Genomic DNA, 12,529 nt, shown 5'->3' on the forward strand with positions numbered 1-12,529 from the left:
ACAATCGGCGTCCGTGGTCTGTGGTATGGCAACGGAACCCACGGACGTCCCGGACGGGTACGAGCGGGCGGCCGACCTCGACGCGTTGCGGGAAGACGGGCGCGCGGTGACGACGGTCGGCGGCCATGCCGTCGCGCTGTTCCACCACGAGGGCGAGGTGTACGGCGTCGACAATCGCTGTCCGCACATGGGATTCCCGCTCTCGAAGGGGACCGTCGAGGACGGCCTGTTGACCTGCCACTGGCACCACGCCCGGTTCGAACTCTCCTGCGGGGACACGTTCGACATCTGGGCCGACGACGTGCAGACGTTCCCGACGGCAGTCCGGGACGGCGAGGTGTACGTCGACCCCGACCCCGAGACGGACGTCGCACCGGAGGTCCACTGGCGCAATCGCCTGGTCGACGGCATGCGCGAGAACCTCTCGCTGGTGCTGGCGAAGGCCGCCATCCACCTCGACCACCACGGTGAGGGGTTCACGACGCCGCTGGAGACGGCCGTCGACTTCGGCACGAAGTACCGCGCCGACGGCTGGGGGCGCGGACTGACGACGCTCGGCGCGATGGCGAACCTCTACGACCAGGTCGACCACGACGAGAAACAGCGGGCGATGTTCGTCGGCGTGCGCGAGGTGGCGAGCAACTGCGCCGGCGAACCCCCGCGGTTCGACCAGTACGCGCTCGGCAACGAGGACCTCTCGAAAGCGCGCCTGAAGTCGTGGTTCCGCGAGACCTGCGAGGTCCGCGACGCCGACGGCGCCGAGCGCTGCTTGCGGGCCGCGACGGCGACCCTGCCCCCGGAAGACCTCGCCGAGATCCTCGTCGCCGCCGCGACGGACCACCTCTACATGAACTCCAGCCACACGGTCGACTTCGTCAACAAGGCGTTCGAGACGCTGGACCACGTCGGCTGGGACCGGGCCGAGGACGTGCTCGCGTCGACGGTCGACACCATCACCGGCGGATCGCGCGCCGAGGAGACCAACGCCTGGCGCCAGCCCATCGACGTGGCCGAGCTCTGCTTCGACGCCGACGAGGACATCTCGGAACTGTCCGCCGCGGGCGACGAGAAGTCCTGGGACCGGCCCGAGGACACCGTCGAGACGCTGCTCGGCGACGACCCACACGCCATCGACGCGGCGCTGCGCGACGCGATCCGGGCGGGCGCGACGACCGAGGAACTGGCCCACGCGGTCGCCGTCGCCGCCCTCCGTCGGGTGGCCCACTTCGCGACCAGTAACGAGTTCAGCGACTGGAACACGGTGCATCACACGTTCTCCTTTGCGAACGCAGTAGAGCAACTCGCTGGGCGGACCGACGCCGACGACCTCTACCGGGCGTGCTGGCAGGGCGCGATGTCGGTGTATCTCGACCGCTTCCTCAACCAGCCCAGGGCGCCGCTGCCCGACCCCGGCGCGGGCGGCGACGAGGACCCGGCCGAGTTGCGCGAGCGACTGCTCTCGACCTTCGACGAACAGGGTCGCGTCGACGAGGCCGGTCGGATCGTGAGTCAGCACTTCGACGCCGGCGGCGACCCCGACGCGCTCAAGCGGACGATGGCCGGAGGACTGCTGCGGGAGGACGCCGGGTTCCACACCCTCCAGAACGTCGAAGGCGGGTTCGCGCAGTTCGAAGCGGCCGAGAGCGAGAGCGAGCGCCGGTTGGCGCTGGTCGCCCCGGCGCGGTACATGGCGGCACACTTCCCGACGCGCCGCGAGGCCGAACAGACGTTCAGGATCGCCGAGCGACTCTACCGCGGCGAGGCGATTCACGAGGGAACGGCCGACTGACGACGGCGATCGACTCCTCCGTCGCTCTCGCCAACCAGTTCCGGCCTTGAGATGGCATGCAGTAGCCTGATTCCGGTCACAGACCCAGATGTGTGCGTGAAATCACACGTTCTCGGGTCCGTGGGGAGACCGGCGATCGATGAGCGAGCGGCGAGCCCGCAGTGGGCACGCGGATGAGCTTCCTCACGATACTCCCGCTCGCGATCGTGATGGTCGCCGGGCCCCAGTTGCTCAGCGCCATCTTTCTGGCGACGAGTCGCGACTGGCGGCGCAACTCCGCACTGTACGTGATCGGCGCCGCGCTCTCTATCTCGACGGTGGTCACGCTGACCTATCTCCTCGGTGGCGTGTCAGTGGGCGGGGGTGGGGAGTCGAACGGGCCCCTCTCGACGGTGGTCCTCGTGCTGATCGTCGCGGCGATGATATCCACGTTCCTCGGGCGCGAGGACTCCGAGCCGCCGAAGTGGATGGGGAAACTGGAGTCGGCAACGCCGCGGTTTTCCTTCAGGCTCGGCTTCCTCTTGCTCGGGGTGTTTCCGACCGACATCATCACCTCCGTCGCCGTCGGGTCGTACCTCGTCGCGAACGACCTCCCGCTGGTCGACGCTGCCCCGTTCGTCGCCCTCACGCTCTCGCTGCTGGCGCTGCCATCGCTCGGCGTGGTCATGCTGGGTGCGCGCGCCGAGACGCTGCTCCCCCGCGTCCGCGACTGGATGAACGACAACTCCTGGATCGTCAACGAGGTCGTCCTCGTGTTCTTCCTCGTGTTGCTGCTCACCTGACCGTCGATGGCGGCCCACCTCCCGACGCGCCGCGAGGCCGAGCAGACGTCCACCGTCGCCCCACCGACTGAAGCGTGGCGAGACGATCCACGAGGGGGTCGCCGATTGACCGTCAGGACTGCCGGACGGTCGGGATGACGGCGAATCCGACGGCGAGCAGTGCGATGCCGAGGCCGAAACCGGGACCGCCGTCCGCGGTCGTTCCGGTCACTACGGCGCTGTCGGTCGGCGAGTTCGCGTCCGTCGCAGTCGGCGTCGTGGGCGGATGCGGGGACGGAGAAAGCGTCACCGTCCCGGGAGTCGTCGTGGTCGGCGGTGCGGTGGTAGCCACCGGAGCGGTCGCCGTCGAGGGGGAAGTGGTCGTCGTCCGCGCGTCCCGGAGGCCGTCGGTCCCGTCTATCTGCAGGCGAGTGTAGAGTTCGTCGTACATCCCACGAGTGACGTTCGCGCCGGTGGCGAACGTCGGGTCCTCCTGGAACACGAGTCGTCCGTCGCCTCGACGGTCCCAGTGGGCTTCCAGTTCTATCGGGCCGTCCGGAAGACTGGAGACGTTTCTGAGGTGAACGGTCTGGTGACTGCGGCCCTCGGGGACGGCGACTTCACGAGTCACGAGTCCGTCCTCTGTCCGCAGTTCGACCTCGAGGATCCCCTGGTCGGGGAGCCGAAGCGAGGCGTCGACGCGGAGCGTCCAGTCGTCGCCGTCTGTCCCGAGTGCCGTCGCCGAGAGGTTCGACCAGCGTGGTTCGGGGCCGACGACCACGTCTCGCTGCCAGACCGTCCGGTTCTGTCCCGTCGCCCGGAGCGTGAACCACTCGTACTCGTCGCTCGCCACGCCGCGGAGCGCGGCGGCGAACTCCGACTGGACCTCGTCGCGGGGTGCTCGCTCGGAACGGTTCTCGGTCGTCGTGATCGTGTCGGTCGCGAGTATCGTCCCGTTCGGGCCGACCGCTTCGACAGTCACCGACGTCTCCGGGAGGAGGTTCGTCTGTCCGGACAGTCCGAGGGTCGTCGTGTTGGCGTACGCCCGAGCAGGGCCGCTCCCGGCGAACCGAAGGTCCGTGGTGATCGAATCGACCGTCGCGTCCGGGAAGGCGACGGTAAATTCGTCGTCGAACGCGTCGGTCTGGGAGTCGTCGCGCGTCTCGACTTCGACGACGAACTGGTCGACCGAGGGCTCGAACGAGATCGGGTCGCGAGTGTCCCGTTCCACCAGCACGAGGTCTCTGGTGTCGACGACGACCGAGAGCGTCGCGTTCGCGCCGTCGCGGACGACGTGGGTCTCGCTCCGTTCGAGCGCGACGTCGTACGGCTGGCGATTCGGACCGACGAGCGCCCGGACCGACACGTTCGTCTCGGGTCCGTCGAGCATCCGGTAGAACCGGTCGGTCGTGTTCGACCCCCCGGTCACCGCGAAGGTGTCGTTCACCTGTTCGGAGCGTATCCGGAGCACTACCGTGTCCCCAGTGACCACCGGTTTCCGCTCTCCGACCGCGTCGAGCGTCCCGTCGGCACGGAACTCACGAACAGCCTCGTCGTCTGCGAGATCGTCGGCGACGACCCCCTGCGAAGCGAGTACCGTCACGTTCCCGCCCGATCCGTCACCGCGCTCTGCCAGTGACTGCCCGTCGACGGCCGCGACCGCACTGAGTCCCGCCAGGGAGAGGAGCAACAACGCGGCTGTCGCGTATCGTCTCGTGTGGAGGGCCATCGCTCCGTGATCGGTTCGTCGAGGTAAATGCTTTCTGACGAGTCGAGACTCCGTCAGGTCGATCCCCGACAGCTAACTACCCGGCGTGAGTGGCTCTCGGTAATGGTCAGGAGTTCGTTCGCGTTTGCCGGCGACGACCGGGCGGTCGCGGTCGAGCGGTGGGTGATCTGGCTCGTCGTACTCGCGATAACGGTCGCAGTCGTCGGGTCCGTCGTCTACTTCGGCGACGAATTCCGCCGCGACAGCCCCGACGCCGACTTCTCGGTGTCGTTCGACAGCGAAGTCGGGGCGCTGACCGTCCAGCACGACGGCGGCGATTCGATCGCCGACCGGACGACCGAACGGCTATCGGTGGTCGCCGTCGACGAGAGCACCGGGAACAGCCAGGAAGTGGTGTGGGCGAGCGATTCGGCGGGGCCGACGAAACGTGGGCCCGGGTATCCCGTCGCGCCGGGCGACTCGCTGACCGTCGACGATCCCTCGGTGGATTCGGACGGCGACGAGAACTACCTCGACGCCGAGCGCAGCGTCGGCTTCTATCTGGAGGACGGTGATACTGTGCGCGTAGTGTGGACCGGCGCGATGCGCGGCGATACGCAGTCGGTGACCCTCGCCAACGCGACGCTGGGGTCGTAACTGTCGCACGTTCTTGCGATTCTGGTACCGCCGACTACAGCGAGTGACGGAAATCCTCAGACCGCTCGCTAGCAGTCGTTTCGATTATGCTCGATAGCCGGCGCCGAAAGCCCTCGGCCCGCTCGCGGTCGCTGCGGCGGATATCGTCGCTCCCTTCGGTCGCTCCGATAGTGCCGCCGCAGTCGACCACGGGGTTCCGCCCCGCGACCGGGCCTCGCCCTTTCAGTCCGCCAGGACGACACAGCAAACCGCACTGCACGGCACCGCCGACCGCCTCTCGCCTCCCCAGCCGATTCCTTCGCTCGCTCCGCTCGCTCAGTCATCCACTGTCAGAGCAAGCGCTGACAAGCCTTCGTTCACTCCGTTCACGAAGACAGCGAGGGACCGAAGGTCCCTCGGGCCGTGCGAACGGGCGCTTCGTGCCCGTGAGCAGACCTCGCACGGCTTCGTCTCACGGCCCTCGCGACGCTCGGGCACGTTCGGCAGCACGCGCCATCCGGAAAACCAGTCCGTCTACGTCCGCTCAGATCCCCTTCCGCATCAGGTGACTCCGGAGGACGTCGTTCTCCTTGTTGCCGGCGACGGGGTTGACGAGGACGACGACGTCGTCGCTGTCGAGGTGTCCGCCCGCGGCGAGTTCCTGGGCGGCGGCCGCGCCGACGCCGCCGGTGGCGCTCACCTCGACCCCCTCCTTGTTGAGTCGCTCGGCCGCCTCCAGCGCGTCGTCGTCGCTGGCGCCGACGGCCCACCCGCCGGTGTCGCGCACGGCGTCGAGCGCGAGCGCGCCGCCCGCGGGGTCGGGGACTTCCAGCGAGCCGACGAGCGTGTCCGGGCGCTCCCACGGTTCGGTGTCGTCGTCGCCCGCGTCGTCGGCGGCGACGACGGGCGCGCAGTCCTCGGGCTGGGCGACGTGGAGCGCGGGCGCCTCGTCGACGAGCCCGGTCTCCCGGAGCTGGTCCGCGGCGAGGTGGCTACCGACGACGCCGAGGCCGTGGCCGGTCGGGTGGACGACGGCGTCCGGGACGTCCCAGTCGAGTTGCTCGACGACTTCGAACAGGAGCGTCTTCGCCCCCTCGTGGCGGTAGGGGGAGTCGAAGGCAGCCAGCGAGTGCCAGTCGGCGTTGCCGTCATCGGCCATCGCGGTCTCGAAGGCCTCGACGGCGTCGGGGTAGCGGCCCTCGACGACGCTCATGTCGCCTCCGTGGACGTTCGTCATGGCCTTGGCGACGAACGTCGAGCGCGTCGGGACGAACGCCTCGGAGTCGATGCCTGCTCTGGCGGCGTAGGCGGCGACGCTCTGGCCGGCGTCACCGGTCGTCGGGAGCGCGACCTTCGTTGCACCGTGTTCCCGGGCGGCAGTGACGGCCAGCCCGGCCCCGCGGTCCTCGGTGACACCGGTCGGATTGGCGCCCTCGTCTTTCACGTAGACGGCGCCGACGCCGAGGTCGTCGGCGAAATCTGGACAGGGGATCAGCGGAGTGGTCCCTTCGTCGAGGGTGACGAGCGAGTCGGCCGGGAACGGGAGCAGGTCGGCGAATCGTGCGACGCCGTCGAAGCGCTCGTCGGCCAGGGATTCGCGCGTCACGTCGACCGCCTCGTGGTCGTAGGTCGGGCGGAGGATCCCTCCGCAGTCCGGGCAGTGCCGCGGGGCGTCCGCCGGGTCGTGGGAGGCCCCGCAGTCGACACAGGCGAGGCCGTCGAGCGACGTGGAAGTGTCCATACTCGAACCGGGGGATGCCACCGACTAATCACTGTCCGTTCGCGGCCGCAGGCCGGCCCCAGAGCGCCGCGCGACGGAGACAGGGGCGTTTTGTGTGGCCGGTCCGAGGGTGGGATATGAGCGACGTCGTCATCGTCGGCGGAGGACTCGCCGGTCTCGTTGCCGCGCGGCGGCTGGCCGACAGGGGCGCGAACGTGACGCTGTTCGAACGTCGCGAGGAGGTGGGCGGTCGCGTGCGCTCGCGACGGGTCGACGGGTTCACTCTCGACCGGGGATTCCAGGTCCTCTTCACCGAATACCCGGCCGTCCGCGAGGAACTCGACCTCGACGCGCTGGACCTGCGGACGTTCGCCCCCGGCGCGACTATCGCCCGTCCCGACCACCGGTCGGTCCTCGCCGACCCGTTCCGGGCGCCCCTGGCGGCCATCGAATCGGCGATGAACCCCGACGTGACCCTGGGTGACAAGTTCCGCGTGCTGCAGTTGCGCCGCGAACTCGGGAACGCAGACCCCGACGTGCTCTTCGAGGGCCCCGAGGAGAGCATCCGCGAGTACCTCGACCGCAAGGGATTCTCCGACCGGTTCGTCGAGAACTTCGCCGCGCCCTTCTACGGCGGCATCACGCTCGACCGCTCGCTATCGACGGATGCCGGCGTCTTCCGCTACACCTTCTCGATGCTCTCGCGCGGGAACACTGCTGTCCCGGCGCGTGGCATGGGCGCAATCCCGGCGCAACTGGCCGACCGCGCCCGAGCGGCCGGTGCGACGATAGAGACCGACAGCGACGTCTCGGCGGTCGAGGGCCGGAAGGGCGGTGCCAGCGTCGAGGTGGACGGCGAAGCTGTCGACGCGGACGCGGTCGTCGTCGCCACTGACCCCGAGAGTGCGAAGGAACTGACCGGGATCGAAGCCATTCCCACCGACGCGCGGAGCTGTGTCACCCAGTACTTCTCGACGCGCGAACACCGCTCGCTCGACACCGGCCACCGGCTCCTCCTCAACGCCGTCGACAGCTGTCCGAACACGGTCGCGCCGCTGTCGACCGTCACACCGGAGTACGCCCCGGACGGAAAGGCGCTGCTTTCGGCCACGACGCTCGGCGTCCCCGACCGGAGCGACGAGGAACTCGCGACCGCGGTCCGGGACGCGCTCGTCACCTGGTACCCCGAACACCGCTTCGACGACCTCGAACTCGTCGCGACCGACCGGATCGAGTTCGCCCAGTTCGACCAGCCCCCGGGCTTCAGGGACGACCTGCCCCCCGTCGACGCCCCCGAGGGCCCAGTCTTCCTCGCCGGCGACTACACGCAGTGGTCGTCGATTCAAGGCGCCATGGAGAGCGGACAGGTCGCCGCTGATGCCGTCTCGGACGATATTTGAGGTCCTGCGACTCACCGGCAACCGAAGCAGGCGCGCGCTGTCGCGGCGTTTATGCCGCGACAGTAGTCGTGCGAGGGATGACCGAGGGAGCGGAGCGACCGAGGGAATCGGCTGGGGAGGTGTGAGGGCGTCTGCGGTGCTGTACGGGGCGGTGCTGTTGTTGTCCTGGCGGACTGAAAGGGCGAGGCGTGCTCGCGGTGAGCGAAGCGAACGGAGTCGCCTGAGCGACCACTACCCGAGCGAAGCGAGGGTATGTCGCTCAACGACCGCGAGCGGGCCGAGGGCTTTCATCACCTGCTGTTACCTGCGGTTGCTCCGATTGCTAGCGAGCGGGCCGAGGGCTTGCAACGAGCGATCGCTCCAGCAGATGTGACGCGAACCTGAACTTCTGACACCAAACCTACAACATCCGCGAGAACTGGCCGAGCGGGGGGAACGTCAGCACTTCCTCGCTCTCGGCGTCGAACACGACGGGGCGGAACTGCGCGACGCGAGTGACCATCGGCGATAGCTCCGGGCGAGAGGTGCCGATACGGCCGTTCACGGACATGCCTTCGACCAGTCGGTTGAACGGGGGGACCACGAGCACGTCCGAGCGGCGATAGGCGCCGTCGCCGACGAGGAAACAGGGTCGCTTCTGTCCCTGGATCTCGATCGCGGGGTGGTCGTGGCCGACGACGTAGGCGTCCGCAGGCGTCTCGGGTTCCTCGTGACCGTGACACACGACGACGGTCTCGTCGCCGTCGGTGTCGAGGACGTACTCGTCGCGCAGGTCGCCCGCGTACGCGTCGCCGAGCATCGTGTCGTGGTTCCCCTCGACGACGACGAGGCGAGCCCCCGAGTCGCGGACCGCGCGGGAGATCCCCGAGAGCGCGGCGTCGGCGCTGTCCGGGACGGTGCGAAACGAGTGGAACACGTCGCCGGCGAGGACGACCTCCTCGGGGTCGAAGTGGTCGAGCAGCCCCTCCAGTCGGTCTACGCAGTCCTCGCCGGCGCCGATGGGGAACTCGACCGTCGAGGCCGCGGCTTTGCCGAAGTGGAGATCCGCGAGGACGAGCGTCCCATCGATGTACACCGCTCGGTCCCGGTACTCGGGGTCCATCGAGCGTCACTCGGAGACGGTCGGGCAAAGACCTGACGCACCCGCCGGCGTCGTCGACCGACGGCGGGCGAGTTCGTCGGGGTACCGACCTGCGCCGTACCGGATCACTCCCCGGTTGCGTCGCGATACTCTTCTTCCGTGACGGTGAACCGATGGACGTCGACGACCGAGCCGTCCATGTTCACCTCGAAGTTCCGGAGGAGCCCCTCGCGGTGGCCGCCGTGGGCTTCGACGTACCGCGAGACCGCTTTGCGGGATTTCTCGTTGCCCTCGTGGACGGTGACGACGACGGCGTCGAGGTCGAGTCGGTCGAAGGCCACCTCCATGAACGCCGCCGCGCGCTCGCCGGAGTAGCCGCGGCCCCAGAAACGTTTGCGGAGCCACGCGCCGAACGTCGCCGTCTGCCGGTCCCAGTCGACGCTCATCCCGGCGAGGCCGGCGAATTCGCCAGCGCCGTCTCGCGGTTCCCGCTGGTCACCGCTCGAATCTTCCGAGGCGCTCCGCGCCTCGCTGTCTTCGCCCGGCTTGGGACGGATCGCGTAGGTCGCACCCTCGCCGGCCTCGCGATTTTCGGTGATCAGTTCGAGGAACTCCTCCGTCTCTCTGGGCGTCTCGTGGGGGTCCCACGTGACGTACTCCGTCACCTCGTCGATGTGCGGTGCGCCCTCACGGACGTGTTCGTACAGTTCGAGCGGGTCGAGCGTCTCCGTCGTCGCCGCTTCGAGGACGAGACGGTCGGTCTCGATGCGGTCGGGGAAGAGATCGGACATACGCATACCCGCACGGGCCAGCGGAAAAGCGCTTTCCCGTCCGTGAGACCCGTTGTCGGGGGTGAGGCCCCGTCGCAGTATCCATCGACGCGGGGGTATTTTACCGGCGGAGCGCCGACGGAGGCGTATGACCGACGACCTGCAGACGGCGGTGGAGCAGTTCCTCGACAAGACCGACACGACGCTCGGGGAGTACGACCAGGGCTACGCCGACGCTGACGCGACGCTGACCGTGTTGCGCGACCACATCTCGGACCTGCGCGACGCCGCCGAGGAGTGACCCCCGCCATTCCGGGGGAAGACCGATAGTGCGGGCGGCCGAACCGCTCGACACATGACAGACGTTGTGATAGTCGACGGGGCGCGGACCGCTCACGGGGCGATGCTCGGGTCGCTCTCGGACGTGCGCGCACCGGAACTCGGCGCGACGGTACTCGAAGACCTCGTCGACCGCTCGGGAGTCGACCCCGACGAACTGGACTGGGTCGGCCTGGGCAACGCCGTCCAGGCGGGCGTGGGACAGGTCCCGGCGCGCCAGGCCGTCGTCGAGGCCGGGTTGCCAGACGACACGCCCGCGACGACCGTCAACGAGGCTTCTGGCTCCGGACTGCGGGCGATCATGCTCGCGGCGGACCGCATCGACGCCGGCCGGGTCGACCTCGCCGTCGCGGGCGGCATGGAGTCGATGTCCAACGCGCCGTACCTCGTCCGGGAGCTGCGCGAGGGGCGACGCCACGGCAACACGGAACTGGTCGACTCGATGATCTTCGACGCGCTCTGGGACGTGGGCTACGACGCGCACATGGGCGAACTCACCGAGGCGCTGGTCGACGAGCACGGCGTCTCCCGCGAGGCCCAGGACCGGTACGCGCTCAGGAGCAACCGCCGGGCCGCCGAGTCCATCGCGGAGGGGCGATTCGGCGAGGAGCTCGTCCCCGTCGAAGTGGACGATCACCTCGTCACCGAAGACGAGGGCCCGCGCGCCGACACCTCCCTCGACAGGCTCGCCCAGCTCCCGGCGGCGTTCCGCGAGGACGGGACGATCACGCCCGGGAACGCGTCGAAACTCGCGGACGGTGCCGGCGGCGTCTTGCTCGCCAGCGCCGAGGCCGCGGAGGAACGCGGGCTGGGGCCGATGGTCCACGTCGAGGACTACGCCGTCGCCTACCGGGACCCTGCCGAGTTCTCGCAGGCCGTCGGCGACGCCATCGAGCGACTCCTCGACCGGAACGATCTGGCCGTCGACGACGTGGACCACTACGAGGTCAACGAGGCCTTCGCCGCCCAGACGGTCTACGTCCGCGAGAGACTCGACATTCCGGAGGAGCGGCTCAATCCACTCGGCGGCGCGGTGGCGCTCGGCCATCCCATCGGCGCCAGCGGGGGTATCCTGGCGACGACGATCGCCCACGCGATGGTCCGGGAGGACCACGACTACGGCGTGGTGGGGATGAGCGTCGGCGGTGGCGGGGCGGTGATGGCGTTGCTGTCGCGGTAGGCGGTGACCGCCAGCGCCGTCGTGAGTGAGCGTCGGCGGTGGCGGGGCGGTGATGGCGTTGCTGTCGCGGTAAGCGGTATGACGGTGATGGCGTTGCCGTCGCGGTAGGCGGTATGACGGTGACGCTGTCGACCCAACGCGGCACCCCCGAGGAAAGCTTATCTGTATTCGCACGCACACTTATCACATGGACCCCGGTTCCAACGGCCCGCTCTCCACCGAAACCACGCAGAATCCCAGGCCCAACTCTGTCAGCGGCGGCGGACTGTTGCTTGGATTACTGCTGTTGATCGCCGCGCTCGTCGTGCTGTCAGTACTCCTCTGAGTCGCTCGGCGACGGCGGCACGATCCGGCCGAAAGTCACTCCCCGGTGTCGTGCTCCATCCCCTCTACGAGCGCGACGACGTTCTCCTCCTCGCCGTCGATCTGCTGGGGATAGATCCCGACCGCGACGAGGTAGTCCTCGCCGTGCTGGAACTTCGTGGCGTGGACGTACACGTCGACCTCGCTGCCGGCCAGGGTGGCGGTGCCCTCGAACTTCTGGAGGGTGCGTTGGCTCCCGAGCGCCCGGACGCTGCGGTTCTCGACGCGGTCGCCGACAGTTAGGCCCTCGTACTGGGACTCGAACTGCCGGAGGACCTCCCGCGTGGACATGTCCGAGATGGGGTTGAAGGTCTGGCCCACGACGTTGACCTCCGGGCTGGCGAAGGTGACGAACACTGCGGCGCGCTGGGACCCGAGCGGGCCGAGGTCGACCGCCCGCTCGTATCTCGCCTGCTGGTTGGTCACCTCGACCTGACGGGTCTGGCCGGCGGCGCTGAAGTTGCGCGTCATCGTCGACGATTCGACGGCCTGCTCCTCGTAGCCGGTCTCGGACTGGGCGTCGTCGCTCGCGGTCGCCGGCGACGCGCTGAAGGACAGCGCCTCGCTCCCGGTGAGGAAGCCGCACCCGGCTGTCACCGTCGCGAGGACGACTGCCAGCGCCACGAGTACCTGACGTGCGTGCATCGGCCAGCCGTTGCGCGAGGACGAGGGTAAACCTGCTGGTGTCCGAAACACCGGTATGTCGGTTGATACGTCCGCGGTCGCCGCCCGGTGCGGGAGGGACCGACCGTGACCCTCAAGAATTATCGGGGAGCGCACCG

12 protein-coding genes are annotated in these 12,529 nt (G+C 68.9%); 7 read left to right on the forward strand and 5 right to left on the reverse strand.

Annotated elements, in window-relative coordinates; genetic code table 11:
* Positions 1 to 25: 25 nt before the first annotated feature.
* Together ACMGFE_RS04530 and ACMGFE_RS04535 are read left to right on the forward strand one after the other, a co-directional pair.
* The gene (locus ACMGFE_RS04530; RefSeq protein WP_436923893.1) at positions 26 to 1,789 is read left to right on the forward strand and encodes a Rieske (2Fe-2S) protein; all 1,764 of its coding nucleotides are present in this window, start codon (positions 26 to 28) and stop codon (positions 1,787 to 1,789) included.
* 173 nt (positions 1,790 to 1,962) lie between these two features.
* The gene (locus ACMGFE_RS04535; protein WP_436923894.1) at positions 1,963 to 2,571 is read left to right on the forward strand and encodes a GAP family protein; all 609 of its coding nucleotides are present in this window, start codon (positions 1,963 to 1,965) and stop codon (positions 2,569 to 2,571) included.
* A gap of 112 nt (positions 2,572 to 2,683) precedes the next feature.
* Here the strand turns inward: ACMGFE_RS04535 and ACMGFE_RS04540 are convergent, their stop codons facing one another.
* Positions 2,684 to 4,279 (reverse strand): hypothetical protein, encoded by a 1,596-nt coding sequence (locus tag ACMGFE_RS04540; RefSeq protein WP_436923895.1) that lies wholly within the window; start codon positions 4,277 to 4,279, stop codon positions 2,684 to 2,686.
* A 102-nt stretch (positions 4,280 to 4,381) separates the two neighbouring features.
* Between ACMGFE_RS04540 and ACMGFE_RS04545 the strand changes: the two genes are divergently transcribed.
* A complete protein-coding gene (locus ACMGFE_RS04545; protein WP_436923896.1) occupies positions 4,382 to 4,915 on the forward strand; it encodes a type IV pilin domain-containing protein in 534 nt (177 codons plus the stop codon).
* Between the two features lie 523 nt (positions 4,916 to 5,438).
* Here ACMGFE_RS04545 and ACMGFE_RS04550 read toward each other — a convergent pair.
* Positions 5,439 to 6,635 (reverse strand): pyridoxal-phosphate dependent enzyme, encoded by a 1,197-nt coding sequence (locus tag ACMGFE_RS04550; RefSeq protein WP_436923897.1) that lies wholly within the window; start codon positions 6,633 to 6,635, stop codon positions 5,439 to 5,441.
* 116 nt (positions 6,636 to 6,751) lie between these two features.
* Here ACMGFE_RS04550 and ACMGFE_RS04555 point away from each other — a divergent pair, with 116 nt between their 5' ends.
* Entirely contained in the window at positions 6,752 to 8,014 is a 1,263-nt protein-coding gene (locus ACMGFE_RS04555) for an NAD(P)/FAD-dependent oxidoreductase (protein ID WP_436923898.1), read from the forward strand.
* 400 nt (positions 8,015 to 8,414) lie between these two features.
* Here ACMGFE_RS04555 and ACMGFE_RS04560 read toward each other — a convergent pair whose 3' ends face one another.
* Together ACMGFE_RS04560 and ACMGFE_RS04565 are read right to left on the reverse strand one after the other, a co-directional pair.
* On the reverse strand, positions 8,415 to 9,116 hold the full coding sequence (locus tag ACMGFE_RS04560) for a metallophosphoesterase (protein ID WP_436923899.1): 702 nt from the start codon (positions 9,114 to 9,116) through the stop codon (positions 8,415 to 8,417).
* Positions 9,117 to 9,220: 104 nt separating this feature from the next.
* Complete coding sequence (locus ACMGFE_RS04565; RefSeq protein ID WP_436923900.1) at positions 9,221 to 9,886, reverse strand: GNAT family N-acetyltransferase; 666 nt, start codon at positions 9,884 to 9,886, stop codon at positions 9,221 to 9,223.
* A gap of 127 nt (positions 9,887 to 10,013) precedes the next feature.
* On the opposite strand from ACMGFE_RS04565, the gene ACMGFE_RS04570 reads away from it, so the two are divergent.
* The 3 genes from ACMGFE_RS04570 to ACMGFE_RS04580 all read left to right on the forward strand — a co-directional run bounded on the left by ACMGFE_RS04570 (position 10,014) and on the right by ACMGFE_RS04580 (position 11,709).
* Complete coding sequence (locus ACMGFE_RS04570) at positions 10,014 to 10,166, forward strand: hypothetical protein (protein WP_436923901.1); 153 nt, start codon at positions 10,014 to 10,016, stop codon at positions 10,164 to 10,166.
* 54 nt (positions 10,167 to 10,220) lie between these two features.
* Positions 10,221 to 11,384 (forward strand): thiolase family protein, encoded by a 1,164-nt coding sequence (locus ACMGFE_RS04575; RefSeq protein ID WP_436923902.1) that lies wholly within the window; start codon positions 10,221 to 10,223, stop codon positions 11,382 to 11,384.
* 187 nt (positions 11,385 to 11,571) lie between these two features.
* The gene (locus ACMGFE_RS04580) at positions 11,572 to 11,709 is read left to right on the forward strand and encodes a hypothetical protein (protein ID WP_436923903.1); all 138 of its coding nucleotides are present in this window, start codon (positions 11,572 to 11,574) and stop codon (positions 11,707 to 11,709) included.
* Between the two features lie 35 nt (positions 11,710 to 11,744).
* Here the strand turns inward: ACMGFE_RS04580 and ACMGFE_RS04585 are convergent, their stop codons facing one another.
* Complete coding sequence (locus tag ACMGFE_RS04585; RefSeq protein ID WP_436923904.1) at positions 11,745 to 12,392, reverse strand: DUF6517 family protein; 648 nt, start codon at positions 12,390 to 12,392, stop codon at positions 11,745 to 11,747.
* Between the last annotated feature and the right edge of the window lie 137 nt (positions 12,393 to 12,529).

The sequence above is a fragment of the Halosimplex amylolyticum genome (assembly GCF_051414035.1).
Taxonomy (GTDB): Archaea; Halobacteriota; Halobacteria; order Halobacteriales; family Haloarculaceae; genus Halosimplex; species Halosimplex amylolyticum.